General features: G+C 68.5%; 17 protein-coding genes and 1 pseudogene. 9 read left to right on the top strand and 9 right to left on the bottom strand.

Going from position 1 to position 26606, the window contains the following annotated elements; translation table 11 throughout:
• The first annotated feature begins 43 nt into the window (after positions 1 to 43).
• Together ACIBEI_RS17125 and ACIBEI_RS17120 are read left to right on the top strand one after the other, a co-directional pair.
• Positions 44 to 7327: a ricin-type beta-trefoil lectin domain protein gene (locus tag ACIBEI_RS17125; RefSeq protein WP_398889438.1), complete on the top strand. Its 7284-nt coding sequence runs from the start codon at positions 44 to 46 to the stop codon at positions 7325 to 7327.
• A 23-nt stretch (positions 7328 to 7350) separates the two neighbouring features.
• Complete coding sequence (locus ACIBEI_RS17120; RefSeq protein WP_398889436.1) at positions 7351 to 7815, top strand: hypothetical protein; 465 nt, start codon at positions 7351 to 7353, stop codon at positions 7813 to 7815.
• A gap of 104 nt (positions 7816 to 7919) precedes the next feature.
• Here the strand turns inward: ACIBEI_RS17120 and ACIBEI_RS17115 are convergent.
• From ACIBEI_RS17115 to ACIBEI_RS17105, 3 genes and pseudogenes are all read right to left on the bottom strand, one after another.
• Positions 7920 to 8796 (bottom strand): annotated as a pseudogene (locus ACIBEI_RS17115) (tyrosine-type recombinase/integrase); the annotation flags it as partial.
• Positions 8797 to 9287: 491 nt separating this feature from the next.
• Positions 9288 to 9533 carry a hypothetical protein gene (locus tag ACIBEI_RS17110; RefSeq protein WP_351695022.1) on the bottom strand — a complete coding sequence of 82 codons (246 nt, stop codon included), beginning with the start codon at positions 9531 to 9533 and terminating at the stop codon, positions 9288 to 9290.
• Positions 9521 to 9763 (bottom strand): hypothetical protein, encoded by a 243-nt coding sequence (locus ACIBEI_RS17105; RefSeq protein WP_398889434.1) that lies wholly within the window; start codon positions 9761 to 9763, stop codon positions 9521 to 9523. The genes ACIBEI_RS17110 and ACIBEI_RS17105 overlap by 13 nt, the downstream gene beginning before the upstream one ends.
• A 283-nt stretch (positions 9764 to 10046) precedes the next feature.
• On the opposite strand from ACIBEI_RS17105, the gene ACIBEI_RS17100 reads away from it, so the two are divergent.
• From ACIBEI_RS17100 to ACIBEI_RS17085, 4 genes are all read left to right on the top strand, one after another.
• Positions 10047 to 10766 (top strand): XRE family transcriptional regulator, encoded by a 720-nt coding sequence (locus ACIBEI_RS17100; RefSeq protein WP_398889607.1) that lies wholly within the window; start codon positions 10047 to 10049, stop codon positions 10764 to 10766.
• A gap of 2 nt (positions 10767 to 10768) precedes the next feature.
• On the top strand, positions 10769 to 11239 hold the full coding sequence (locus tag ACIBEI_RS17095; protein ID WP_398889432.1) for an NUDIX domain-containing protein: 471 nt from the start codon (positions 10769 to 10771) through the stop codon (positions 11237 to 11239).
• A gap of 570 nt (positions 11240 to 11809) precedes the next feature.
• On the top strand, positions 11810 to 12283 hold the full coding sequence (locus ACIBEI_RS17090) for a hypothetical protein (RefSeq protein ID WP_398889430.1): 474 nt from the start codon (positions 11810 to 11812) through the stop codon (positions 12281 to 12283).
• Positions 12284 to 12793: 510 nt separating this feature from the next.
• The gene (locus ACIBEI_RS17085; RefSeq protein WP_398889428.1) at positions 12794 to 13441 is read left to right on the top strand and encodes an NADPH-dependent FMN reductase; all 648 of its coding nucleotides are present in this window, start codon (positions 12794 to 12796) and stop codon (positions 13439 to 13441) included.
• Positions 13442 to 13643: 202 nt separating this feature from the next.
• Here the strand turns inward: ACIBEI_RS17085 and ACIBEI_RS17080 are convergent, their stop codons facing one another.
• Positions 13644 to 14570, bottom strand: a complete 927-nt coding sequence (locus tag ACIBEI_RS17080; RefSeq protein WP_398889426.1) for an aminoglycoside phosphotransferase family protein — start codon at positions 14568 to 14570, stop codon at positions 13644 to 13646.
• A 51-nt stretch (positions 14571 to 14621) separates the two neighbouring features.
• Positions 14622 to 15755: a protein kinase family protein gene (locus ACIBEI_RS17075; RefSeq protein ID WP_398889424.1), complete on the bottom strand. Its 1134-nt coding sequence runs from the start codon at positions 15753 to 15755 to the stop codon at positions 14622 to 14624.
• Between the two features lie 271 nt (positions 15756 to 16026).
• Between ACIBEI_RS17075 and ACIBEI_RS17070 the strand changes: the two genes are divergently transcribed.
• On the top strand, positions 16027 to 17217 hold the full coding sequence (locus tag ACIBEI_RS17070; protein ID WP_398889422.1) for an AAA family ATPase: 1191 nt from the start codon (positions 16027 to 16029) through the stop codon (positions 17215 to 17217).
• Positions 17218 to 17245: 28 nt separating this feature from the next.
• A complete protein-coding gene (locus tag ACIBEI_RS17065) occupies positions 17246 to 19051 on the top strand; it encodes a VWA domain-containing protein (RefSeq protein ID WP_398889421.1) in 1806 nt (601 codons plus the stop codon).
• A 3-nt stretch (positions 19052 to 19054) separates the two neighbouring features.
• Here the strand turns inward: ACIBEI_RS17065 and ACIBEI_RS17060 are convergent, their stop codons facing one another.
• Both ACIBEI_RS17060 and ACIBEI_RS17055 read right to left on the bottom strand, forming a co-directional pair.
• On the bottom strand, positions 19055 to 19483 hold the full coding sequence (locus tag ACIBEI_RS17060; RefSeq protein WP_398889419.1) for a VOC family protein: 429 nt from the start codon (positions 19481 to 19483) through the stop codon (positions 19055 to 19057).
• A gap of 452 nt (positions 19484 to 19935) precedes the next feature.
• The gene (locus ACIBEI_RS17055) at positions 19936 to 21579 is read right to left on the bottom strand and encodes a M4 family metallopeptidase (protein ID WP_398889417.1); all 1644 of its coding nucleotides are present in this window, start codon (positions 21577 to 21579) and stop codon (positions 19936 to 19938) included.
• 292 nt (positions 21580 to 21871) lie between these two features.
• Between ACIBEI_RS17055 and ACIBEI_RS17050 the strand changes: the two genes are divergently transcribed.
• Positions 21872 to 22285: a gamma-glutamylcyclotransferase family protein gene (locus tag ACIBEI_RS17050; protein ID WP_398889415.1), complete on the top strand. Its 414-nt coding sequence runs from the start codon at positions 21872 to 21874 to the stop codon at positions 22283 to 22285.
• Positions 22286 to 22407: 122 nt separating this feature from the next.
• Here ACIBEI_RS17050 and ACIBEI_RS17045 read toward each other — a convergent pair whose 3' ends face one another.
• Both ACIBEI_RS17045 and ACIBEI_RS17040 read right to left on the bottom strand, forming a co-directional pair.
• A complete protein-coding gene (locus ACIBEI_RS17045; RefSeq protein ID WP_398889413.1) occupies positions 22408 to 24096 on the bottom strand; it encodes a SpoIIE family protein phosphatase in 1689 nt (562 codons plus the stop codon).
• A gap of 165 nt (positions 24097 to 24261) precedes the next feature.
• The gene (locus ACIBEI_RS17040; protein ID WP_398889411.1) at positions 24262 to 26427 is read right to left on the bottom strand and encodes a molybdopterin oxidoreductase family protein; all 2166 of its coding nucleotides are present in this window, start codon (positions 26425 to 26427) and stop codon (positions 24262 to 24264) included.
• Between the last annotated feature and the right edge of the window lie 179 nt (positions 26428 to 26606).

Below are 26606 nucleotides of genomic sequence, written 5' to 3'. Positions count from 1 at the left end.
AGGCCTATGGCTTGCGGGGCATTCGGGTGGGGATGGGCAATCAATGGGCTTTGGCATAGGCACCTCAATGCGGCGTCGCGGTGAGGCGGGGCGTCGTTTCACACGCTCCCTGGTACCGGCGCTGGCGCTGTCGTTGCTGGCGGCGGGAGGCCTGGCACCCGTTGCGCAGGCAGAGGACGGGAAGGGCCTGGGCCGGCCGGACGTGCCTGACCAGCGCGTGAGTAAAGTCGAGAAGTTCGATGGCCCCGGGGCGAAGCAGGCACGCGAGAAGGTAGCGAAGGCAAAGAAAGCCGACGCCGAACGGTCCAGACGGGCCCAGGCCGAGCAGAAGACCGGCTGGCCCAAGCAGGGCGAGGCGGTCGTCGAACTGCAGGCCAAGAGGCGTGCACAGGCTGAGCCTGGCGGTCTGCCTGTCAGTATCCGGGGCGCGGGAGGAAAACACAGCGCGGGAGCCGGCACTACGGCACGGATCACGGTCCTCGACCGAAAGGCCGCGAAGAAAGCAGGCATCACAGGGGTGCTGCTGACCGCGGAGGCGGACCGTACTGGCACGGCCCAACTGAGCGTCGACTACAGCGGTTTCGCGTCGGCGGTTGGTGGTGCATGGTCCCAACGGCTGCGGCTGGTGCGCTTGCCTGCCTGTGTTCTGACGACGCCGGAGAAGCCGAAGTGCCGTATCCAGTCACCGCTCAAGTCGGACAACGACTTCGCTGATCAGACGCTGTCGGCAGACGTAGCATTGGCCGAGGCCGAGAGTGGGCTGTCCTCGCAGTCAGCGCGCAGCGCTGCCGCCGCCTCGGACACGACAGTCCTCGCAGTCACCGCCGCCGGCGCGGGAGCGGGCCCGTCGCCCAACGGATCCGGCGACTACTCGGCGACCGAACTGTCGGCCTCTTCCGCATGGCAGGCAGGTGGCAGCTCGGGCTCCTTCACCTGGTCCCACGACTTCTTCCTTCCGCCTGCCGCGGCTGGCCCCCCACCCGAGATATCGCTGTCCTACGATTCCGGCAGTATCGACGGACGCACCGCGACCACCAACAACCAGGGCACGGCGGTCGGCGAAGGGTTCTCCCTGACCGAGTCCTACATCGAGCGCACCTACGGCTCCTGCGACGACGACGGACATGGCGACGTCTTCGACCGGTGCTGGAAATACGACAACGCTCAGTTGGTCATCGACGGCAAGTCCACCCGCCTAGTGAAGAAGTCCGGCACCTGGGACAGCACGTGGCGGCTGGAGAACGACGACGCCTCCACCGTGACCCGCTCCACGGACGCGGCCAATGGCGACAACAACGGTGAGCGCTGGACCGTGATCACCGGTGAGGGAACCAAATACGTCTTCGGTCTCAACAAACTCGACGGAGCCGGCGACCAACGCACCAACTCCACCTGGACCGTCCCCGTCTTCGGCGACGACTCCGATGAGCCCGGATATGGCAACGGAGACGCCTTCGCCGACCGGTCGGAGACGCAGGCCTGGCGGTGGAACCTCGACTATGTGGAGGACACCCACGGCAACGCCACCACGTACTGGTACGAGAAGGAGTCCAACCACTACAAGAAGAACAAGTCCACCACCGCGAACGCCTCATACACCCGTGGTGGCTATCTGAAGGAGATCAAGTACGGCCTGCGTAAGGGAGAGTTGTTCACCGACGACGCAGATGCCAAGGTCACCTTCGGCCACGCTGAGCGCTGCACGGCGGACGACTGCTCGTCCTTGACCGAGGACACGGCCAAGAACTGGCCGGACGTGCCCTTCGACGCCCTCTGCAGCAACGGCGACGACGAATGCAACTCGGCGGGCCCTTCGTTCTTCAGCCGCAAGCGGCTGACCGGCGTCAACACCTTCTCCTGGAACACGTCCACCGGCGCCTACGACGCGGTCGACTCCTGGGCGCTCAATCAGACGTATCGAGATGGCGGCGACATCGGGGACACCTCCGACCACGTTCTCACCCTGGATTCGATCAAGCGAACCGGCAAGACCGGCGATACGAACATCGCTGTGAACCCGATCTCATTCACCTATCAGTGGCGCAAGAACCGGGTGGACGGCACCACCGACAACATCTTGCCGCTGACCCACCCACGCATCTCCACAGTCACCTCGGAGACCGGGGGGATCACCGCGGTGACGCTGTCTTCGCCAGAATGTGTTCGCAGCGAGGTGATCGACGCGGCGGAGGACACCAACACCCGATCCTGCTATCCGCAGTACTGGAACATCAATGGCGCTGAGAACGCGTCCGTGGACTGGTTCCACAAGTACCGGGTACTTGCCGTCGGAGTCTCGGACCCGGCTGCGAACAACGATGCGGTGGAGCACGCATACGACTACAGCGGCGCGGCCTGGCACTACAGCGACGACCCGTTCACACCGGAGAACGAACGGACCTGGTCCGACTGGCGTGGCTACAGGCAGGTCACCGTCCACGCCGGTGCGACCCAGACCACGCGGTCCAAGACCGTCTCCCTCTACCTGCAGGGTATGGACGGCGACAGCAAGAAGGACGGCACCACCCGCTCGGTAAGCATCGCCCCGTTGGCTGCTCCAGCTCTTGGCATCGCAGGCATCACCGACAGCGACCAGTACGCCGGCCAGTTGCGCCAGCAGGTCACGTACGACGGCGCGAGCCCGATCACCTCGGTGGTCAATGACTTCTGGTCGAAGCAGACGGTCACCCAGAGCGTGCCCGATGCCGCCGACCACGTGGCCCGCTACGTTCGCACCGACAAAACAACCACACACACTTATCTGACCGGGCCGAAGACCTGGCGCGCTCGTGCCGTCGCCACCACCTATGACGACTACGGCATGGCGACCTTCGTTGATGACTCCGGTGAGGCAGGCAAGGGAGGCGACCAGACCTGCACTCGCACGTGGTACGCCCGCAATGCCGATGCGGGAATCACCAGTCTGGTCTCCCGCTCCCGCACGGTCGGTCAGTCCTGCTCGGTCACCGACGCCGGCCTGAACCTCCCAGCCACGTCTGCGACACGGGGCGATGTGCTGGCGGACACGGCCACCGTCTACGACAACCCGGCCGCCACTACCTGGGTCGCCACCCAGACGCCCACCAAGGGCGCGGCTTCCTGGACCGGCCGTGCCACGGGCTACGCCACCGCGGCGGCCTCCGACGGACAACGTCCGCCCTCCGGTTGGCAGACCACGGCAAAGACGGAGTACGACACGCTCGGACGACAAGTGTCCGTCACAAATGCGGACGACAAGACGGCGACCACGGAGTACACCCCTGCGGCTGCGGGCCCTCTGTCCAAGACCATCGTCACCAACCCCAAGACGCACAAGATCACCAGTTTCCTGGACGCTGCGCGTGGGGTCGCCCTGCGCGTCTATGACGCGAACCTGAAGAAGACCGAATTCGCCTATGACGCGCTGGGGCGCCTGACCGCGGTCTGGCTGCCCAACCGCAACAGGGCCGGCGGATACAGCGCCAACACCACGTACGACTACCGGCTCAGCGCCACCACACCGTCCTGGGTGTCGAGCTCGACCCTGAAGAAAGACGGCACGACGTACAACACTGCCTACCAGCTCTACGACTCACTTCTGCGTCCCCTGCAGACACAGACACCCACCCCGCAAGGCGGTCGCCTACTTACCGACACCCGCTACGACACCCGCGGACTGGCCTACGAGACGTACGCGGACATCTTTGACACGAGCTCAACGCCAGACGGTACGTACAACCGTGCCGAGTCAGGCGAGTCCCCTGCGCAAGCCAGGGCCGTCCATGACGGTGCGGGACGCCTGTCCACGACCACCGTGCAGGTGTACGGCGTGGAGAAGTGGTCGACGACCACCAGCTACACCGGCGACTCGACCGCTTCCACCGCTCTTCAGGGTGGCTCGGCCACCCGGACCATCACCGATGCGCGCGGACGCACCATCGAGACCCGCCAGTATGCCGGCGAGAGTCCGGCTGACGCCGCCTTCGGCACCGGTCCAGGGTCCCCGTACGCGGCAACCCAGTTCACCCATGCGCTGGACGATCAGCAGGCCTCCATCACCGGCCCGGACAAGACCAAGTGGACGTACGGCTACGACCTGTTCGGCCGCCAGATCACCGTCGACGACCCCGACAAGGGCAGGACGGACATTGAGTACGACGTCCTTGACCGAGTAGCCAAGAGCACCGACTCTCGCGGCAAGAGCATCCTGACCGCTTACGACGAACTGGGCCGAAGCACGGGCACCTGGGCCGGGTCGAAGACGGACGCCAACCAGCTCACCGACTACACCTACGACTCCGTCCTCAAGGGTCAGGCGGTCTCCTCCACGCGGTACGTCGGTGGCAAGGGCGGTCAGGCATACACGACCACGGTCACGGAATTCGACAGCCTGTCCCGCCCGGTCGGCACCAAGCTCGACCTTCCGGCCGGTGATCCACTCGTCAAGGCCGGCGCCCCCGCCACGCTGACGCACAGCAGCCACTACAACCTCGACGGAACCCTGCAGAACACCCAGGAACCGGCTCTCGGAGGGCTGTCCTCGGAGATCGTAGAGTACGGCTACAACGCCCTCGGCCAGGTGACGTCCATCGGTGGCTCGACCGGCTACCTACTGGACACCGAATACTCCGCGCTGGGCCAGGCGATCCTGCTGACTGTGGGCACCGCCAACACGGAGGAGCACAAGAAGTCCTACATCTCCAACAAGTACGAAGAAGGGACGAGCCGACTGCTCCGCAGCTACGTCCGAGACCAGACTCACTCGTACACACTGCAGGATCTGAACTACAGCTATGACCAGGTCGGCAACGTCACTTCCATCGCTGACACCGCAGACCTGGGTGGCACCAGCGCCGCCGAGACCCAGTGCTTCGCCTATGACGGCTACAGCCGGCTCGCGGAAGCCTGGACGCCGTCCTCGCAGAAGTGCTCCGACGCTCGCGGAGCCGACAACCTGTCCGGCCCAGCGCCGTACTGGACCGGCTACACCTACAACGATGCCGGTCAACGCACCAGCGAGACCCAGCACAAGACGGGCGGCAACACCAAGACCACCTACTGCTACGACGACGCACGCCCACACGCCCTGCGCGGCACGACCACCAAGGCCGACTGTGCGAACCCGGCCAACACGTACCGGTACGACACCAGCGGCAACACCACGGTGCGCAGTGTCGGGGGGACCACGCAGACCCTCGACTGGAACGCCGAGGGCAAGGTCACCAAGGCAACGGGCCTTGATTCAACGGCGGGAGCCATCAAGGGGCTGGCCGGCAAGTGTGTGGATGTCCAGAGCAGCCAGACCGCGGACGGCACCCCCATCCAGCTCTACACCTGCAATGATTCCCAGGCCCAGGAATGGGACCGTGCGGGCGACACGCTCAAAGCCTTGGGTAAGTGCGCCACCGTCAATGGGACCAAGGTCGAACTGTCCACCTGTGATGGAAGCCAGGCCCAGGCCTTCGTCCAACGGGCGGACGATGCGTCCCTCTACCACCCGGCGACCGGTAAGTGCCTGGACGTACCGTCCTCCGACGACACCGACGGTACCGACCTGCAGATCTACGGGTGCAACGGCACTGGGGCTCAGCAGTGGACACCGTCCGCGACGACCACCTATCTGTACGACGCGAACGGCGAGTTGCTCATCCGCAACACACAGGACGGTGAGCGTGTCCTGTACGCCGGAGCGACGGAGCTCCACCTCACTGCCGACAACACCCTTTGGGCTCAGCGGTACTACGGCTCTGCAGCAGTCCGCACCAACCAGAACGGCACCAACAAGCTCACCTACCTGGCCGGTGACCACCACGGCACGTCCAGCCTGGCCATCAGCGCCGACGCCTCCCAGACGGTCACCAAACGCCACATGACCCCGTTCGGAGCGGAACGCGGCACGCCCAGCGGGGGGTCCTGGCCCGACGACAAGACCTTCCTGGGCAAGACCAACGACACGACAACTGCACTCGTCCACGTCGGGGCCCGCGAATACGACTCTGCCATTGGACAGTTCATCAGCGTCGACCCTCTGTTGGAGACGGACAAGCCTCAAACTCTCAACGGCTACAGCTACGCTGCCAACAGTCCCGTCAGCTTCACCGACCCCACGGGACTTGGGCTCGCGTGTGGTACCGGCCCCAACCAAAACGCATGTCCCACACGCCCTGACGGCACCCAGGGCAATGGACGCCCTGGCGAAGCCGTCGATCAGAGCAAGCCGAAGCCGGTTCGCCCCTGCAACATCAATTGCGGTGGGACTCCACCGATCAGCAACACCCAGCCCGTACCGCAGCCCAGCCCGGGGCCTGCCCCGGTACTCGGCCCCTACAAGCAGGTGAATGATCCCGCGCTGAAAACGGTGAAATTCGCCTTGTCCTTCTTCCTGCCGGATGTTGAGGCCTGGAAGGGGTGCAAAGAAGACCCGGGTATCTCCATGGACTGCGGGTCTGCCCTGGGGGATGTACCGCTCTTCAAAGCGTTGAAGCTTCTGAAGCTCGCCAAGGTCAAGAAGGCGGACGATGCCGTAGACGCCGGAAAGAAGGCGGACAACGACATCAAGGGCAAGGCTCCTGCGAACTGTAAATGCTTCTTGGCCGGCACCGATGTCCTCATGGCCGACGGCACCACGAAGGACATCGAGGACATCGAGCTCGGTGACAAGGTACTGGCCACCGACCCCGAGACCGGCGAAGCCGGCCCCCGAGAAGTGACCCGCCTTATCCGCACCGAGGACGACAAGCACTTCAACGAGCTCTCCATAGCCACCGAAGACGGCATCCAGGAGCTCACGGCGACCCATGAGCACCCTTTCTGGTCTCCGTCCGAGCAGAGCTGGATCGAAGCGAGCAGCCTTACGCCGGGAATGACCCTGCTCACGGACGACGGTGACACGGTCATCGTCACCGGCAACCGCGCTTACACGCAGCACGCTCGCACGTACAATCTCACCGTTGATGATCTGCACACGTACTATGTGCTGGCGGGGGCTACGCCGGTCCTGGTTCACAATTCGAATGGGTTGTGCGGAACTGCGGCGCTGGACAATGGAGACTGGCAGCACATTGTCGACCGTCACCGGCCCGGAGGTGCACTGGTGGACGACGCGGCTGGAATCTTCACCGGTAAGGAGAAGCATGTTCGCCAGCGAATAGCCGACACAATCAATCGGGGAACGCCTAAGCCCAATACTCCGGATCCTGTTACAGGTGCGGCCCGCCCTGGTCAGATTTACGAGTGGGATTTCGGAACCCCTGTCGGGAGGGCTGGCTCGGCGAATGGTGGAGGCGAGCTAACTGGCGTCCGCGTAATCGTTAACGACGGAAAAGTCGTGACGGCATTTCCGTACTAGGTGAGCAGCGAGTGAGGAAAAGCGTGATTCATCTCTCCTTCTATCTCCCGGAGCCGGGTTCGGCCTGGATCAAGACCTGGGACGCCGCCAGGCAGGGCGATCCGGCTGCCGCCACGGAGATGGACCTCCGCTACAAGTACTTCGGGGTGAACTTCGAACTGGCGGTTGATGACGCCGAGATCGTCTCGAAGAAGAGATTTGTGACGCTCGTCGACCTGGCCTTGTCCCTTTCTGGTGCGGCGAAGCGAATCTCATTGGGTGAGGATGCTGCGTTCGGGTTTACGGAAAGCGATGAGGTTATTCACCTGCGCCAGAATGGTGATCTCATCGCGGTGAGCTCATCGAAGCGTCCCGTGCAGGCGTTCGTGGGGCGCGAGGAACTCGTGCGAGAGATTCTCATTTTTCTGAGAGCGGCACATTATCGGCTGATCGCTGAAATTCCCGGATTGTCTGCAAATCCAGTTATTCAGCGAATTCCTCCGGAGTAGGTCGCCTGTCTCGGAGGAAATGAAGAATGAAATGCAGAGGCCCCGCTGGAATGTTCCAGCGGGGCCTCTGCGGTCGTTTGACGGCAACGCTGACGGCAACGTCGGCGGACGACGGCTGCGGTGGGTGGGGCGTCAGGGTCGTCGGTGGGGCTGAGTGCGTCGCCGAGGGTGTCGATGGCCTGGCGTTGGAGGCGGAGTCGGACGTGGGCGTAGACGCCGGCTGTGACGCCGATGTGGGCGTGGCCGAGGAGTTCCTTGATGACGACGAGATCGACGCCTTGTTCCAGGAGGAGGGTGGCGGTCGAGTGGCGGAGGTCGTGGAAGCGGATCGTCCGGGCCCGGCCTTGTGGAGGAGGCGGCGGAAGCGGCGGGTGAGGTTGGTGGGGTCGAGCGGCTGGCCGTTCGGGGTGGTGAAGACGAGCCGGTTGTCCGTCCAGCCCGTTCCGGCCGCCTGGCACTCTTCCTGCTGCTGTTCCTGGTGGATCTTGAGGGAGCTGATGCATTTGGTGGGGAGGGCGATGCGGCGTTCGGAGGCGAGGGTCTTGGTGTTCAGGACAGTCAGGCCCTGGCTGCGGGAGCGGTGGATGGTGGCGGTGCCGCCGTTGAGGTCGAGGTCTTCCCAGTGGAGGCCGAGGAGTTCGCCTTTGCGGAGTCCGGTGCGCAGGGCGAGTTCGTACAGGGCATGAAGCCGGTTGTCGCCTGCCGACTGGAGGAACCGCCGGGCTTCGGCGGCGGTGAGCGGCTGGAAACGCCGGGGACGGGACGTGGTCGTCTTGAAGTTCCGGGCGACGTTGCGCGGCAGTTCGTCCTTGCAGACGCCGTATGCCAGGGCGGACTTGAGGACCGCGTGGACGTACGTCACGGTCAGCGGCGACGCCGCTTCGCACAGCACTGGCAGATGGCGCAGCAGGACCGCCGAACAGTGTCTTTTCTCTGGGCACAGCACTGGCAGGTGATGCGGAGTCCGTCAAGGGCGTCCCGCTGGCGCGGGCGGCCGCGCGCCGGCGGTCGGTGACCGCCGCCCGCTCCTGTCTGCCGCCCCGCTGGCGACGGATGCCGACCAGTCGGCGCGCAGAGCCCGGGAGCGTAAGCCGGACCACCAATCGGAAGCCCCGGTCCGACCGCTCAGCTGCAGACTGGCCGGGCACCTGAGAGGCTGCCCGGCGGGCTCGCGCAGTCCTGGACGCCCATGGTTGCTGCCTGGCTGGGGGCAGTGACGATGGAGACAACGAGGCTGATTCCGGTGCGGGGTTGAGCGAGACACACGTGGCGGGTGATCGGTCGTCGCGCCCGCCGTCGTGGCTGACTTTCTGTGGCTGAGGCCAAAGCCTCATGACCATGGGCCCGGCACGCACGTAAGGGCCCGTCCCTGCCGGGGCTGACGAGTGCGGGGGAGCCTCGATCGGCTGCGCCCGGCAGGGACGGGAGTCGGGTGGGTCAGCGCGGTGCGGCGCCTGGGCGAGCGAGGCGGGTCACGTCTGGCGCCAGGTCCGCCACGGGCGGGTGATGATCTCCCGGTAGGTGTGGTGGGACGGGTTCTGACCGCAGTGCCGCAGCACCCAGTCCTGCGGTTCGGTGAAGTCCTCGCTTGTCGGTGAGGTCTCTCCGTCCACGGCGCACTGCATCGCGTACAGGACCGGCTCCGCGTCCGGCTCGCGGTCGGGCTGGAGCGTCCAGGTCTCGTAGCGCAGGACCGAGCGAGGTGTCACCGTCCCCACCTCCGGTTGGCCGCGGCCAGCTTCGCGCTCAACTCCTCCGTCGGAGTCGGTGGACGTACGTCCTCGGGCGGCACGTCCCACTCCCGGCCACCGCGCGGTGGCCGAAGCTGCACGTAGGGCCCCGCATGTCCCATCACCACGCCCACCTTGCCGCTCCGCCGGTCGACCACCAGTGCGCCGGCATCGGGCGAGACGGTGTGCCCGTCGGCATCAGGGGTGGGGGCCGTCATCGTGACCACCCCGGCGAAGCGGCGCGCGACCGGGCGTCCAGTCGCCGGGCGGGAACACATGGGGTGGCGCTCATTCGCACGGTGACGCTCCTCGGCGGCGTTGATGCATACCCCCTGGGCTTGCTGGTGCCGCAGGGTCGACACCGATCCTCACGCCGGTCACCGGGACGAAGGAACCTCCACCAAACCCCACTTCGGGACGTCCTGCACTGTGTAGAACGTCCCTAGTGCCGTCCTGAGACGAAGGGGGAGACTCGTGCCGAACGAGAGACTACGAGCCGTCATGGCGGCGGGGGGCTGGACGTACGCCGCACTCGCTCAGCAGGTCGAGGTCGACCCCAAGTCGGTCGAGCGCTGGGTGAACCTCGGGCGTATCCCACGTCGTGCCACCGCCCTCCAAGCGGCCAAGGCCCTGGGAGAAGACGTGCACGCACTCTGGCCGGCGCTCCGCCAGGCCCGTCCCGCCCGCGCCATCAGCCCTGAGTTGGTGGCGCTCTACGAGCAGCGCGCCGACATCCCCGTCTCGGCGTTCACCGACCTGATGGCCCAGGCCCGGGAACGGATCGACATCCTCGTCTACGCGGCTGTCTTCCTCCACGAGGCGTACCCGCGGCTGAAAGAACTCCTCACCGAACGCGCCGCCGAAGGCTGCACCGTCCGCATCGCGATCGGGGACCCCGGCAGCGACAACGTCCAAGCCCGCGGCCAGGAGGAGCGGTTCGGCCACGGCATCGAATCCCGCTGCCGCCTCGCACTCATGCACTACAGGCCGCTCGCCGGCACCCCCGGCATCGAAGTCCGCACCCACGAAACCACGCTCTACAACTCCCTCTACCGCGCCGACGACCAGCAACTCGTCAACGCACACGTCTGGGGCGTCAACGCGTATGCCGCCCCCGTGTGGCATCTTCGCCGACACGAGACAGGCGGCATGTTCGACACCTACGCCGAGAGCTTCGACGCCGTGTGGACGACAGCAACCCCCGTACGAGAGGAAGGCTGACCGTGGCCCGCACCGAGTACTACGACGACCCCAGCGCGCCCGAGCCGAACAGCATGGTCGTCGCCGCATCCGCCGTCGTCACCGACGATCGCGGGCGCATCCTCCTCCAGCGCCGCCGCGACAACGGCCTGTGGGCTTTGCCCGGAGGCGGTATGGACCTTACCGACTCCCTGCCGGGCACGGCCGTTCGCGAGGTCAAGGAAGAGACCGGCCTCGATGTCGAGATCACCGGTCTGGTCGGCACTTACACCGACCCGAAACACATCATTGCCTACACCGACGGCGAGGTCCGACGCCAGTTCAACGTCTGCTTCACCGCCCGCATCACCAGCGGCCAACTGGCAATCTCCGACGAGTCCACCGAACTCCGGTTCGTGCCGCCGGAAGAGATCGAGCAGTTGCCGATGCACCACACCCAACGACTCAGGCTCCAGCATTTCCTGGAACAGCGCGAGAAGCCGTACCTGGGCTGAACCGTCTGACGGCAGTAGCGACGGCAACAACCCCGCACAACCACGGACACCCACGCACTTCACCGGACCAGCAAACTGCGCTTGACCTGCGAAAAAGCAGGTGGAGGGGTCCGCGTAGCACACGTACTATGTGATGGCTGGGGCAACACCGGTACTCGTTCACAACAGCAATTGTGGCATTGGTCGTGATCTGATCGGTGACGAGAGGTCGGGGCATATTCTTGATAATCACGGGTACCCCGGGACACCAGGCAAGGATGCATTCCCGGATGGGTGGTCTGATGACCAAACTCTGGATTCTGTTGCTGACGTAGTGACAAGTTCAAATAGTCAAAGGGCCTGGTACAAGGGATCTGCCAAGCATGCCGAGATAACTCTGCGGACCAAGGCGGGAGACCCTGCGGTTCAGAATGTGATCGGAACTGTGGGAGGGGTGAGAATCCTGGTGCGTTACGAACCTCTCACGGGAAAGTTTCTCACGGCATTCCCGGATTGAAGAAGCGGATCGATCGATGTGAATGCTGGTCTATTTGATACGGGCGGAGGGTCATGGAGGGAGACAGAAATCTGATGGAAATATTGCGCCGACTGGATGATCCCGAATGGCTAGAGTTTCCATCTGGCTACAGTGGCACTGAAGCCGCAGCTTTATTTAGTCGCCTGGTCGGGCAGATCGATTCTCACTTCTCGACGCGTTGTGAAATCGATCGAGATATTCAGGACTCCGCTCAGTATGGCCGAATTGATGTTCCGGGAGAAGTCGCAGTTTGCGGGACGAGGATCGTTGTCCTAGTGAGCAGGTTCAAGCCGCTGGCTATGGTGGCCGCAGATAATCCTGGTGCCTTCTTCGGTACGGACGATGCGCGCGCCGAAGGTGAACTCGACGCGAGTGACCTTGAAAAGGTAGGGCGAGCTCTTTCCGGACTGGGGTACGTCGTGATTCCGGAAGAACTTCTTACGAACCGCTATGACGGAGCTGCGCGCCTGCTTTTTCACGGTTCCGGCGAGCCTAGTTGGTGGGACCGGTTCTTCGGTTCCTTCTAATCGACCTAAAGTGTCGAGTTCCGTATGTTTGGGGCATTGTTGCGCGCACGGAAATTCTTCAATCGGCTGGTGAGAAGGAGTTTTCAATAATAAACGTCAGCCCCGCCGAGTTGTGCTTGGCTGGGCTGATGGTGAGTCACGGCGGCGGTGAGCGGTTGGGGTTCGCCGTGGTCCGTGGCGGTCTGCCGCGGTGTGTGCCGGGTAGCCGCCGAGGGTGGTGGCCTGGATTTGGGGGCGGCGTTGGATGTGGGCGCGGCCGAGGAGTTCCTTGGTGGCGTGGAGGAGTTCGACGTCACGCACTCGCGGTCACCGCCTCTCCGGGAGTGCCGCTATCGACCAGCGCGGTGAGGCGTTCGGGGTGAGGAGGGGGACCGATGCCGCCCAAGGCCCAGTGAGTGAGCGCGAGCGTGGTGGCTTCGGGCGTAGGGAGTGTCGATGCAAGGTGATGCATCTGGCTCGCCAGGACTACGGCTTGACCTCAATTTTGGTTGAGGTATGAGGCTGGGCCGCATGAACTCCACCACAGAGGTTCCAGTCCCCCTCCCCGCGCCCGTCTCCCTCCCGGAGCCCGTCTCTCCCCCTGAACCCCTGAAGATCGCCGTGATCGTCGGGAGCAACAGGGAGGGCCGGTTCGGGCCGGTCGTCGCGGAGTGGCTGCTGGGCCGGATCCGGGACCGGGCCGACCTCGCGGTGGACGTCGTCGACACCGCCGACGTACACCTGCCGACGGCCCTCTCCCACTCCCCGTCCGCCGAGGTGACCGCCGAGCTGGGCAAGGTCACCCCCCACCTGGCCGCCGCCGACGCCTTCGTCGTCCTCACCCCCGAGTACAACCACTCCTTCCCCGCGTCCCTCAAGGCCCTCATCGACTGGCACTTCCACGAGTGGCGCGCCAAGCCCGTCGCCTTCGTCTCCTACGGCGGCCTCTCGGGCGGCCTGCGCGCCGTCGAGCAGCTCCGCCAGGTCTTCGCCGAACTCCACGCCGTCACCGTCCGCGACACGGTGTCCTTCCACAACGCGGGCGCGTCCTTCGACGACCAGGGCCGCCACAAGGACCCCTCGGCCCCGGACGCGGCGGCAAAGGTGATGCTGGACCAGCTGGCGTGGTGGGGGCTGGCGCTGCGGGAGGCGAAGTCGGTCCGGCCGTACGGGGGGTGACCGGAACCGAGCCGCCTCAGGGCACGGCCCTGGCACGGCCTGAGCGCCCGGCTCCGGCACAGCGTCAGTGCCTGGCTCCTGGCACGGCCTGAGCACCCCGCCCCGGCATGGCCTCAGCGCCCGGCCTTGGCACGGCCCCGGCCTTGGCTCCAGCCCCGGCGCCGGCACGGCCCCGCCCCGGACTCGGCCCCGGCCTTTCGTCTCAACCCCCCGCCCGGGCCCCGTACTCGCCCAGCGCCTCCGCCACCGCCCGGTGTGCCACGGCGGCGAGTACGGGATTGGTGATCCGGTAGTGGTGCTCCGCCACCAGGCCGAAGCACAGGGCCCAGCCGCGGCCCCGGGCCCAGGTCGCGTCGTCGACGTCGGCCGCCTCGCGGAACAGGCCGCGGGTCTCGGAGGTGAAGACGGCCCAGGCAGCGAGTACGTCGGCCGCCGGGTCGCCGACGCCGAGGCCGCCGAAGTCGATGACCGCGCTGAGACGGCCTCCGTGGGCGAGCAGATTGCCCGGCAGGAGGTCGCCGTGGAGCCAGACCGGGTCGCCGCCCCACCGGGGGAGCCGCAGGGCCTCTTCCCAGGTGGCGGTCGCGAGGTCCGCGTCCAGCGTGCCGGCCGCGCCCAGGTCGCGGATCGCGGCACGGACGTCGTCCTCACCGTCGTCGGTGAGGGGCCCGCCACGCCAGGACGGCGGCCCACCGGTGGCGTCGACCTTCCGCAGCGCCGCGACGAACCGGCCCAACTCGACGGCGGCGTCGGCGAGTTCGGTGTGCCCGGTGAGAGGCGCGTCGTAGACATTGTCGCCGTCCAGCCAGCGGAACACACCCCACGGCAGCGCGTACCCCTCACCGGGCGCCCCCTTGGCGAGCGGTACCGGCACGGCCAGCGGGAGGTGCGGCGCCAGCCGCGGCAGCCACCGCTGCTCCTTGTCCACCTGCCGGGCCCCACCGGGCAGCCGCGGCAGCCGTACGACCATGTCGTCGCCCAGCCGGTACATGGCGTTGTCGGTCCCGGCGGAACGGACCTCCCGGACGGGCAGTTCCGCCCACTCGGGGAACTGCTCCGCCACCAGCCGGCCGACGAGTGCGGCGTCGATGTCGAGTTCGTCGGCGTGCATCTTCGTCTTCGGCGGCATGGGGCTCCGTAGTCGGTCGTAATCAGTCGTGGGGCAGTCGTAGGGCAGCCGTCAGGAGGCGAACAGGCCGTGGTCGACGCCGATCCGGTGCAGCTCCTCCGACGGATACGGGGTCCGCCTGCTCTCGTCCTGGAGCGTGCGGCTGAAGTCCGCGAACACCGTGGCCAGCGGGGCGTATCGCGTCACGATCGCCGCGGCGGCATCGGGGAGTTCGGCGGGGTTGGCGCCTTGGGCGCAGGCGCGGATCATCTCTTCGCGCTCGTCCCTCCCGTACGCGTAGACGGCGGTGATCAGCCATTTCACCAGGTAGGTCATCGTGTAGCAGCGGTCGTACGTCCGGTGCCGCTCGAAGAAGCGGGTGTGTTCCGGGGAGAGGCCGAAACCGGAGGACAGGGCCAGGCCGTAGTCGGCGAAGTACAGGCGCCGGCCGTCGGTCAGGATGTTCTCGAAGTGGGCGTCGAAGTGGATGAGCCCGCGCGAGTTCATGAAGGACGTGCCCGCGTGCAGGGCCTCGTCCACCCAGGAGCACGCCCGGTCCGCCGACTCGCCGCCCTCCTCGATCCGTTCGCCGAGCCAGTCGTGGAGGGTCCCCGGGACGTACTCCAGGAAGAGGGTGAGGCTCGCCGAGGCCTCCCGGAGCCCTTCGAGCCGCTTGCGTACTTCCGGGCTGCCGTCCCAGAACGCGACGACCTGGTCGACGTCGGCCAACTCCTCGGGGAGGGCCGGTGCGTCACCCGAGCCGTCCGGATTGCCCGAGCCGCTCGCGTAGTCCGGCAGTACGCGCCAGTGGTACGTCAGCGGAAAGCCCTGGAAGTCGTTCGCGAGCACCCAGTTCGTGGTCATCTCGTGCACGGCCAGTTCCTGCCAGGCGCCGAAGCCGGGCCCGCCGATGCCGTAGTGGCAGATGGCGGGCAGCCCGTAGACGTTCGCGGTCGAGCCGACGTTCTCCGGCAGCGTGTCCGCCGGGGTCAGGGGCACGCGTTTGACGAAGACCTGGGTGCCGTCGACGTCCAGGAGCGCCGACCGTCCGCCGATGCCGGAACCGAGCGGCGCCGCCCCGTGCACGAGGCCGTTCAGTTCGGCGTCGCCGTACTTGGCCAGAGCCGCGGAGACGGCGCTGTACGTGGCCAGGCGCGCACCGTGCGACCTGCTGGATGTGTCACCGCGGTACCGGGATTCGGGCATTGGTTCAGAGTTTCACAGGAGCATGACCGGGGGCACCGGAATTCGCCACGGGATGATCTCGGAGCCAGGACGGCTCTATCTTGCTTGGGGAAAGGGCGGAGGGGCCGGTCTCGCCGGCCCAACAGGGCCGCACAGGCAAGGAGTTGGATGTATGGGTGCGCAGGGCGGGCCGGACGCGACGGACACAGCGGACACAGCGGACGCAGGTGATGCATCGGAGGCATCGCACGCATCGGACGCACCGTCGGACGCATCGCACCCATCGGATGCATTGGACGCACCGGACACCGCCAAGAGGCTGCGGGCGATCGGCGACGAGCTGTCGGACCGTTTCTACGAACGGGCCGACGTCGTGCGGACGTTGCTGGTGACGCTGCTCGCCGGACAGCACTCGCTGGTGCTCGGCCCGCCCGGGACGGCGAAGTCCGAGCTGGCCCGGGAGCTCACGGGCAGGTTCGAGGGGGCGGCGTACTGGGAGATCCTGCTGTCGAAGTTCACCGCGCCGACGCGGATGTTCGGCCCCATCGACGTCGCCGCGCTGGCCCGGGGCGAGTACCGCCAGGTCTACGACGGCCGCGCCACGACCGCGCACATCGCGTTCATCGACGAGATCTTCAAGTGCTCCACGGCGGCGCTGAACGAGACGCTGGGCTTCCTCAACGAGCGGATCTACCACCCCGAGAGCGGCGGCGAGCCGATCCGATGCCCCCTGATCGGGGCCATCACGGCGAGCAACGAACTGCCCAGCGGGGAGGACACAGCCGCGATCTACGACCGGCTGCTCGTGCGCATCGAGGTCGGCTACCTGGCGGACCCCTCGAACTTCGCCGCGCTGGTCCGCTCCGCCGTCGGCCGCCCGGCTGCACCGACCCGGACCACGGTCGAACTGGCCGCGTTGCAGCACGCCGTGACGGAAGCCGTCCCGGCCGTGGACGTCCCCGACGCGATCGTGGACGCGGTGTGCACGCTGCGGGCCGCCCTGCGCCGCAAGGAACTCGTCGCCTCCGACCGCCGCTGGCGGCAGGCGGTGGGCCTGCTCCAGGCGTCCGCGTACCTCGACGGCCGCCCGGCGGTCGCCGAGACCGACCTGCCGGTGCTGACCCACGTCCTGTGGGACTCCCCGGCCGAGCGCCCGACCGTCGAGCGCGAGGTGCTGCAACTGGTCAACCCCGACGCCAAGGAGGCGCTCGACCTCGCCGACGACATCGAGGAGCTGGAGGCCCAACTCGACGCCATGGCAGGGCAGTCCCGCGAGGCACTGAGCGAGTGGGTCATCAAGAAGGCCCACAACAAGCTCGCCATGGCGGGCAAGCGGCTGGAGACGCTCCGCGAGGAGGCCGCGGGCGCCGGCCGCTCCACCGCCGCCATCGACCGGGTCACCGGCCGCCAGCGAGCCGTCCGCGCCCGCGTCCTCACCGAGGCCCTCGGCATGGACGCGAGCATGGTGCAGGCGCAGCTCTGAACGCCGGGGAGGGATCAGGACGACGACCATGGGTGAGACGCCGAGTGAGACGACGGGCGGGACACCGGGCACGCTCGACGAGCTGGCCCGCCGGGCCGGGAAGTGGCTGAGCCTGTCCGCCGCCGCTCCCGAGCGGCACGCCGCGGCCGTGGTCGCGGACCGGTTCGACCGGATCACCTGGCGCGACACCTACGAGCAGTCGGCCGCACTGCGCGAGCTGGCGGAGGAGCTGAGCGGGCACTACGACCACGCCTACGGCCGCACCCACGACGACGCCTACGGCCGCACCCACGACGACGCCTACGGCCGCACCCACGGCGACGCCTACGGCCGCGCTTCCGCCCGCTCCCACGACCACACCTCCGCCCGCCCCTGCGACCACACCACGGATCTCCTGACCGACGTGTTCCTGGCCGCCTACAAGGTCAACCCGCGCCTGCGCGAGCGCGCGGAGATGAGCCCCTCCCGACTGCTCAACCATCAGGTCGTCACGTCACTGGCGGAGTCACCGGAGTTCACCGAACTGCGCCGCGAGACGGCCGGAGACCCCTACGCCGCCGCCATGGCCGTACTAGCCCAGGCCACCGCGCTGCGCCGGATGCTGGACCACTCCAGGGACGCCCAGGACAAGGCCGAGCAGGCGAGAAAGGCCCAGCAGAACACCGAACGCGCGGCGACCGCCGTCGCCGAGGCGCTCCAACAGGCAGCCGACGAGCCCGACGAGCCCGAAGGGGCCGAGGGGGCCGACGAGGACGGCGCCCCGCCAACCCCGGCCGCCGCCGACGCCGTACAACAGAGGATCGAGGCAGCCGAAGCCTCCGAAGCCGCCGCCCAGCAAGCAGCTCAGGGTGCAGACCAGGCCCTCGCGGCGGCAGCCCCCGGCATCCGGGTCGCCGCGCGGAACGCCGCGGCGAACGCCGCCGAGGGCGCCCGCGCCGAGGCCGCGCTGATGCGGGCATGGGGTGTCGGCCCCGGCGAACTGGAGCGGATGCCGTTCGACCAACGGGCCCGGCTGGCCGAGCGGTTGCGCACCAGTCGGCTCGCCGAGTGGGCCGAACTCATCGGCCGCTTCCGGCAGATGGCGGGCGCCGAGCGTGCCCGCAAGGTGGAGAACGCCACCGGCGAGCTGGTCGGCGTCACGCTAGGCAACGACCTCTCCCGCGTCATCCCCTCCGAGCTGGCCAACCTCGGACTGCCCGCGCTGCGTGCGGTGTTCGCCGCGCGCTACGCCGCCGGGGAGCTGATGCTCTACGACAGCCAGGGCGAGCAGGCCACGGGCCGGGGCGCGATCATCGCGTGCGTGGACACCTCGCACTCCATGTACGAGGCGGGGCCCGGCGGAATCACCCGGGAGGCGTGGGCCAAGGCGTGCGCCCTGGCGCTGCTCGACCAGGCCCGGCACGCGGGGCGTGACTTCGTCGGCATCCTGTTCTCCGCCGCCGACAAGCTCAAGGTCTTCCGCTTCCCGGCCGACCGGCCCGCCGACGTCGCCCAGGTCCTCGACTTCGCGGAGACCTTCCTCGGCGGCGGCACCAGCTACCAGAGGCCGCTGTCGGCGGCCGGTGCCTTGCTGGAGGAGGAGTTCAACGACGCCGCCCGTATGCGCGGCGACATCGTGATGCTCACCGACGACGACTGCGGCGTCACCGAGGAATGGATGCGCGGCTGGAACGACGCCAAGCACCGGTTGGGCTTCCGGGTCTTCGGCGTGGCCATCGGTGCCTCGCGCGTCGCGGAGGCCGACTCGGTGCTGGACGCCCTGTGCGACAACCTCCGCGCCGTCGAGGACCTCACCGACGTCCACGCCGCCGCCGATCTCTTCCGTGTGATCTGACCGTCAGGGACGGGCGTAGGGCCGGGTCATGATCTCCATGTTGTGGCCGTCCGGGTCGGCGAAGTAGGCCCCGCGGCCGCCGAACAGGTCGTTGGTCCGGCCGGGTTCGGTGTGGCGGGGGTCCGCGTAGTACGTGACCCCGAGGACCTCCAGGCGGGCGATCATGGCGTCGAAGCGGGCGTCGGGCACGAGGAACGCGTAGTGCTGGGGCTGGATCGGTCCGTCCCTGAACTCGTAGTAGTCGAGGGTCACGCCGTTGTCGAGGTCGACGGGCAGGAACGGCCCGAAGGGGGCGCTGACCTTCAGCTCCAGGACCGCGGCGAGGAACTCGGCCGACAGGTGCCGGTCCGTCGCGTAGACGACGGTGTGGTTCAACTGGGCTGTGGTCGTGGGCAGTTCGGGGGTGTTCGGGTGCTGCTGGTCATGTGACATCAGTGAGGTGTCTCCGGGTCTTCGAGTGCGCGCGTCGACGGGCGTGTGTGGACGCGCAGGGACGCTCTGGGAGATGGCGCGTCGCCCGCTCGGGCGGGGCGCCTGCCGCAAAGACACGGAGAAAGGGCGGGGCTCTGGCCCGCCTCGCGCTCACGCCGAGGCCGGGAACCCCACTCGTGCATGGCCCAAGGCCGACCCGGCAGTCACCCGACCGACCCTAGTGGCGGGGTGGGGCCGGGGCAACGCGGTTTCTCGGCCGAGCACGAGCCCGAGCCCGGACGGGTGCGGGCGCCGGGCCTCGGTGGCGCGGACGGCGGCGTGGGGCGGCGCTCGCGGCTCCCACCTCCTGCCGTGTCGCCCAGGCCGCCGCCCAGCCGCGGCCTTCGCCCCGCCCCGCGCCGCCCCGGGCCACCGCACAGGCGCAGCCCTCGCCCCGCCCCACGCCTCCGGCGTCAGTTCACCGACACCGCCGACCAGGCCGCCCCCACCGCCCGGTACTCCGTGCTCCCCGCCCCGTACAGATCCTTCGCCGCGCTCAGCGTGGCGACCCGCGCGCCCGTGTACTTCGTCGACGACGTCATGTAGACCGTGAGCGCCCGGTACCAGATCGCGCCGAGCTTGGCCTTGCCGATGCCGGTCACCTTCGCGCCGTTGCAGGTCGTGCCGTTGTGGGCGACGCCGCCGATGGTCTTCGGGCCGCTGCCTTCCGCGAGCAGGTACGCGAAGTGGTTGGCGACGCCGGAGGAGTAGTGGACGTCCAGGTCACCGACCGTGGAGGTCCAGCAGTCCGCGGAGTTGCCGTCCTTGGAGGGCTGGTCCATGTAGCGCAGGGCGGAGCGGCCGAAGCCGGACTTCACGATCTTCTCGCCGATCCGCCAGTCCCCGGGGTCGGCGGGGTTCTTGGCGTAGAACTCCACCAGCGTGCCGAAGATGTCCGACGTCGCCTCGTTCAGACCGCCGGGCTCGCCCGAGTACGTCAGCGCGGCCGTCTTGGACGTCACGCCGTGGGACATCTCGTGCCCGGCCACGTCCAGGGACACCAGCGGTCCGAAGGTCTTCCCGTCACCGTCCCCGTACGTCATGCAGAAGCAACTGTCGTCCCAGAAGGCGTTGTTGTACGCGCTGCCGTAGTGCACCCGGTTGAACGAGCCCTTGCCGTCGCCCGCGATGCCGGTGCGCTTGTGGACGTTCTTGTAGTAGTCCCAGGTGGTGTCGGTGCCGTACTGCGCGTCCACCGCCGCCGAGGCACGGCTCGAAGTCGCCCCGGTTCCCCAGTGGTTGTCGGCGTCGGTGAGGACGGGCGCGGGGGCGCGCTGGTAACAGATGATGAGGATGCAGGAGTCGGTCTTGTTCTTGGTGTCGCCCGTGTACGTGTTTCCCCGTGTGGGGTCGGAGAGTTGGTACGTCGAACCGGACCGCGTCGTCTCCAGCGGGACCTTGCCGCTGTAGAGGGAACGGCCGTCCCCGGTCGCGGTCTCGATGCTGTCCCAGGCGTCGATCTGCTTGCCGGTCACCGCGTCCGTGAGGACCACGCGGGCGACCGGGTTGCCGAGCGAGTCCTTGCCCCCGGCCTCGGTGCGCCAGGCCAGCCTGGGAGTGCCGTGCAGGGCGTCAACCACCAACTGGGGCTTGGCGGTTATCTTGCGGAGCGTCTCGCCGACGTTCGCCAGACGCAGTGCGGCGGCGGCCAGGTCGGCGGCCTTCGGGGCGGACACCGACGGCGTGATGCTCGCGAGGGAGAGCGGACGCGTGGTGGCCCGGTCGGTGGACCGGTAGTCGCCGGCTGCCGTCAGGTGGACCACGAAGTCGCCGCCCAGTACGGGGAGTTGGCGGTAGGTCCGGTCGTAGCGCACATGCTGGGTGCCGTCCGCGTCGACGACCACGTCACGGGCCCTGGTGCCCTGCGCGGAGGTGAGGCCCAGCCGGGCGGCCTGGTCGGCGAGCACCGCCGCCGCGTTGCCGAGGACGGTGTCCCGGGTCGGTTCGTCGGCCGTCACCGCGCTCGGGGCCAGCGCCCCCGCCAGCAGAGTGGTGGCCGCCGCCGATATACCGACGGTGGCGAGGCGCGAGCCTCGGATGTGCCGTGTCCGACTCATCGAACTCCTCGGGAAGGCACGCGAAACGCGTGGTGGTGGGGGGAGTGGGGAGTGGCTGGTGGGGGGTGTCCGCACAGTTCTAGGTGGCCCGGACCTGGCATGTCCATAGCGGACTGCCGGGGGATGTGTGGGGATGTGTGAGGGGTGAGAATCGTTTCTGCAAAGGCCAAAGGCCAAAGGTCCGGGCACGCCGGGAGAGGCAGGTGGGAACGAGCCCGGAGACGCTGGGCAGAGCGAGCCCGGAGACGCTGGGGGAGCAAGCCCGGAGACACCGGGGAGAGGAGACCACCGGGTGAGCGGCCGACTGCCCTTCTTCGTCTACGGGACCCTGCGCCCCGGCGAGCACAACCACGACCTCTTCCTGCGCGGCCGTACGCGCTCGGAGGTGCCGGGACGACTCACCGGCGCGGTGCTCTACGACGGGCCGGGCTACCCGTACGCCGTCGAGGAACCCGGCGGCGTGGTGTGCGGAGAACTCGTCACGGCCGACCCCGACCAGTACGGCCAACTCCTCGGCACCCTCGACCGGTTGGAGGAGTACGCCCCGGGCGACCCCGCCAACCTCTACGAGCGCGTGGCCAGAGAGGTGACCCGCGAGGACGGCACGGACGTACGGGCCTGGGTGTACGTGGCGGCCCCGTCGGTCGCGGCGGCGCTGCGGGCGAGGGGCAGGCGCATCGACGGGGGCGACTGGCGGACGCGCTGAGGCGGGGGATCACATGATGCGGAGCGGCCGCCCACCCACGCGACCGGACTTGCGACCGGACTTGCGACCGGACTTGCGACCGGACTTGCGACCGGGCTTGCGACCGGGCTTGCGACGGCACTCTAGGGACGCAGCCGCGCCGCCATCACCGCCACGTCGTCCTCCGCCGTGCCGCCCGGGACGAGGCCCGCCAAGAGGACGGCCAACTGGTCCTCCAGGGAGCCGTCGCTGGGGAGGCGCTGTCGGGTGAGGCGGCCCAGCCACTCGTCGACGTCCTGTTCCCTGCGCTCGACCAGGCCGTCGGTGTAGAGGAGCAGGGTCCGGTCGGGAGCGCAGCAGCCGGTGACCATCTCGTAGCCGCCGAACCCGGTGCCCAGGGGCGGACCCACCGGCACGGGGAACAGGCTGACCCTGCCGTCGGCGTCCAGGATCGCGGGCGGCAGATGCCCGGCGCTGGTGTAGAGGCACTCGCCGTTCTCCGGATCGGCCAGAACCAGCAGACAGGTGGCGGGACGGTCGGTGCCGGAGCGGGTGATCAGCTCGTCCAGGCGTTCCAGCACGGCGTGCGGCGGCAGATCGTCGGCGGCCACGACCCGGAGCATCGCCCGGTAGTGACTCATGGCAACCGCGGCCTCGATGCCGTGGCCCATCACATCGCCCATGACCAGCAGCGTGCGCCCGCGGGACAGCGGCATGATGTCGTACCAGTCACCGCCCACCAACGCGCTGTCCCCGGCGGGCAGATAGCGCGAGGCCACCTCGATCCCGGGGTGGGGACAGGGCCCTTCGGCGAGCAGCGCGCGCTGCAGCTCCACCGCGATGCCGTGCTCGCGGGCATAGCGCTGGGCGTTGTCGAGGCCGATCGCGGCGCGCCCCACCAGGTCCTGGGCCATCACGACGTCCTGGTCCTCGAAGGGCGGTGAGTCCCCGACCCTGACGAGCACGACCACTCCCATCAGATTGCCGCGTGCGGTCAGCGGCACGACCAGGTCGGAGTGGACACCGACCGCGCGATGGGCCGGGAAATGCTCCATGTCGGGTATGGAACGGCTCAGTTCCTCGGCGCTGAGCTGGTTCTCCACCACGGGACGGCCGCTGTCCAGGCAGCGCTGGACGCTCGACCCGTGCCGGTAGTGCAACTGCTCGCCCACGGTCGCGCTGATCTCCACCAGATAGTCCTGGAGATGGGGCACGGCCGCGACCCCCGCCATCCGCAGCAGGACCGGACCGTGCCGCTCGGTCGGCGGACGGTGTTCGGGGAGGTGCTCGGAGCCGTGCGGGGCCGGGTACATCATCACCGCGGCCATGTCGGTGAGCTCCGAGGAGAGGAAGTCGGCCAGCTCGGCGCAGGTGTCGTCGACGCGGAGCGTGGTGCCGATGCGGGTGGCGGCGCGGTCCAGCAGAGCCAGCCGTTTCCGCACCCGCTCCAGCTCCCTGTGCTGATGGCGCACGCCGTTGATCACCATGATGACCACGGCAACGCCCACGACGTCCCCATCGGCCTCAAGGCGGTGGTACGCGCCACGCCAGCTGTGGTGCTCCAGGCCCGCCCCGGAGAGCGTCACGCCGTCGTTGATGCCCTCGCGGGACCGCCCGTCGGCCAGCACCTCACGCAGTACGCCCTTGCCGCGACCCGTGAACGGCAGTACTTCCTCGACGGCCCGGCCCAGGTGCTCATCGGCGGGCTTCCCGCTGAGGCGGGCCAGCGCCGGGTTGACGTACAGATAGCGGAGTTCGGGATCGAGGATGCCGACACAGGCGGGGGTCGCGTCCAGCACCCCCAGCAACAGTCCGTCGCCCAGGCGGTCCATGAACCCATCCTGAACCGAGGCACGCACCCGCGCATGTCGGAGATACCCCGGGGCGGCATGCTCTGGGAGGGGCTGCGCCCCTCCAGGGGCGCGGGGCTGTGTCGATATGCGGCTCCGCCGCGTGGGCGCGATCAGCCACAGCCGGCCCGCAGCGGACTGACAAGCTCAGCCCACCCGCTCAACCCTCTCCACCCGCACCGCACAGGCCTTGAACTCCGGCATGCGCGAGGTCGGGTCGAGCGCCGGATTGGTCAACGTGTTGGACCGTCCCTCGCCCGGCCAGTGGAACGGCATGAACACGGTGTCGGGCCGGATGGAGGTGGTGATCCGCGCGGGCGCGACCGCGCGTCCGCGCCGCGACACCACGGCCAGCGGCTCCCCCTCCACGGCCCCGACCCGCTCGGCCAGCCGGGGATGCAACTCCACGAACGAACTCGGCGCGGCGGCGTTCAGCTCGTCCACACGCCGGGTCTGCGCACCGGACTGGTACTGCGACACCACCCGCCCGGTGGTCAGCAACACCGGATACTCCTCGTCCGGCTCCTCGGCCGGCGGCCGATGGTTCACGGCGACGAACCGCGCACGCCCGTCAGGGGTGGCGAACCGGTCGAGAAAAAGGCGCGGGGTGCCGGGATGGGCCCCGGGCTCCTCGACACCACCCTCCCGGCCTCCGGCGGAGCCACCCGCCGAGCCACTCCCGGAGCCGTCCGCCGAGCCGTCCGCCGGACACGGCCAGAACACCCCGTTCTCCTCCGCCAGACGGCGATACGTGATGCCCGAGTAGTCGGCGGGCCCGCCCGCGCTGGCCCGGCGCAGTTCCTCGAAGACCTCCTCCGGGTCCGTGGGGAATCCCTTCTCCACGCCCAGCCGGTCGGCCAGTTCGTGCATCACGTGCAGATCGCTGTGGACGCCCTCCGGAGGAGTGATCGCCTGCTTGCGCAGCAGGACCCGCCCCTCCAGATTGGTCGTCGTGCCGCTCTCCTCGGCCCACTGAGTGACGGGCAGGACGACGTCCGCGAGTTCGGCCGTCTCGGACAGCACCACGTCGGCGACCGCGAGGAAGTCGAGGGACTTCAGCCGCTCCTCGATATGGGCGGCTCGGGGCGCGGACACCACCGGGTTCGAGGCCATCAGCAGCAGCGCGCGGATGTCCGTACCCATGGCGTCGAGCAGCTCGTACGCGCTGCGGCCGGGCCCCGGCAGCGAGTCGGGGTCGACGCCCCAGACCTCGGCCACATGGCGGCGGGCCGCGGGATCGTCGAGCTTGCGGTAGCCGGGCAACTGGTCGGCCTTCTGGCCGTGTTCACGCCCGCCCTGTCCGTTGCCCTGCCCGGTGAGGCAGCCGTATCCGGAGTGGGGCCGCCCCGGACGCCCGGTCGCCAGACAGAGGTTGATCCACGCGCCGACGGTGTCCGTGCCCTTGGAGTGCTGCTCGGGCCCGCGCGCGGTGAGCACCATCGCGGACTCCGGCTCGCAGAACAGCCGCACGGTCTCCCGGAGTTCGGGGACGGAGACGCCCGTGATCCGCTCCACGTACTCCGGCCAGTGCGCCATCGCGGCGGCCCGCGCCTCCTCCCAGCCGCTGGTGCGCTCCTGGATGTACGCCTCGTCCGTACGCCCTTCCGCCACCACCAGGTGCAACAGCCCGAGGGCCAGGGCGAGATCCGTGCCCGGGCGGGGCGCGAGGTGCAGGTCGGCCTGCTCGGCGGTCCGGGTGCGGCGCGGGTCGATGACGACCAACGTGCCGCCGTTCTCCTTGAGTTCGGTGAGATAGCGGAGCGCCGGCGGCATGGTCTCGGCGAGGTTGGAACCGACCAGGATGACGCACCCCGTCTTCGGGATGTCCTCCAGGGGGAAGGGCAGTCCCCGGTCCAGGCCGAAGGCCTTGATACCGCCGGCCGCCGCCGACGACATGCAGAAGCGGCCGTTGTAGTCGATCTGCGAGGTGCCGAGCACGACCCGGGCGAACTTCCCGAGCGTGTACGCCTTCTCGTTGGTCAGCCCGCCCCCGCCGAACACCCCGCACGCGTCCGGGCCATGCTCCGTACGCGTGCGGGACAGCTCCTCGGCGATCCGGTCGAGCGCCTCGTCCCAGCCGGCCGGCTCCAGCACTCCAGCCCTCCGGATCAGGGGCGAGGTCAGCCGCACCCCGGGGGAGAGCAGCGCGGGCGCCGTACGGCCCTTGCCGCAGAGGGCGCCCCGGTTCACCGGGAAGTCCGGGCGCTCCGTCACCTCGACCGGACTGCCGCCGCCGTCCGGCGTGGGCGTCAGATTCATCCCGCACTGCAAGGCGCAGTACGGGCAGTGGGTGGGCGTGGCGGTGGTCTGCATACCGGTCAGCGTGCGTCGGCCGTGTTACGCGGCGGGACGCTCCCCGTTACACGGCAGGCACGGGGACCTCCCCGCCGGAACCGGCGGGACGTGAGGACGTCCCGCCGGCCCCGCTCAGAAGCGGCGCCCACTCAGCCGCCGGTTCGTCGCTGGTCCCGCCGCCGGCCCAGCCGCCGGTT

This window comes from Streptomyces sp. NPDC050988, assembly GCF_044456225.1.
Taxonomy (GTDB): Bacteria; Actinomycetota; Actinomycetes; order Streptomycetales; family Streptomycetaceae; genus Streptomyces.
The sequence above is the reverse complement of the archived record's forward strand: the minus strand, read 5'-3'. Positions and strand labels throughout refer to the sequence as shown.

Excerpts from the sequence above, each read along its gene's own strand:
- ACIBEI_RS17125 (WP_398889438.1), top strand. The coding sequence starts at position 44 with ATGGGCTTTGGCATAGGCACCTCAATGCGGCGTCGCGGTGAGGCGGGG.
- ACIBEI_RS17105 (WP_398889434.1), bottom strand. The coding sequence starts at position 9,763 with ATGACGGCCCCCACCCCTGATGCCGACGGGCACACCGTCTCGCCCGAT.
- ACIBEI_RS17100 (WP_398889607.1), top strand. The coding sequence starts at position 10,047 with ATGGCGGCGGGGGGCTGGACGTACGCCGCACTCGCTCAGCAGGTCGAG.
- ACIBEI_RS17090 (WP_398889430.1), top strand. The coding sequence starts at position 11,810 with ATGGAAATATTGCGCCGACTGGATGATCCCGAATGGCTAGAGTTTCCA.
- ACIBEI_RS17085 (WP_398889428.1), top strand. The coding sequence starts at position 12,794 with ATGAACTCCACCACAGAGGTTCCAGTCCCCCTCCCCGCGCCCGTCTCC.
- ACIBEI_RS17080 (WP_398889426.1), bottom strand. The coding sequence starts at position 14,570 with ATGCCGCCGAAGACGAAGATGCACGCCGACGAACTCGACATCGACGCC.
- ACIBEI_RS17075 (WP_398889424.1), bottom strand. The coding sequence starts at position 15,755 with ATGCCCGAATCCCGGTACCGCGGTGACACATCCAGCAGGTCGCACGGT.
- ACIBEI_RS17065 (WP_398889421.1), top strand. The coding sequence starts at position 17,246 with ATGGGTGAGACGCCGAGTGAGACGACGGGCGGGACACCGGGCACGCTC.
- ACIBEI_RS17060 (WP_398889419.1), bottom strand. The coding sequence starts at position 19,483 with ATGTCACATGACCAGCAGCACCCGAACACCCCCGAACTGCCCACGACC.
- ACIBEI_RS17055 (WP_398889417.1), bottom strand. The coding sequence starts at position 21,579 with ATGAGTCGGACACGGCACATCCGAGGCTCGCGCCTCGCCACCGTCGGT.
- ACIBEI_RS17045 (WP_398889413.1), bottom strand. The coding sequence starts at position 24,096 with ATGGACCGCCTGGGCGACGGACTGTTGCTGGGGGTGCTGGACGCGACC.
- ACIBEI_RS17040 (WP_398889411.1), bottom strand. The coding sequence starts at position 26,427 with ATGCAGACCACCGCCACGCCCACCCACTGCCCGTACTGCGCCTTGCAG.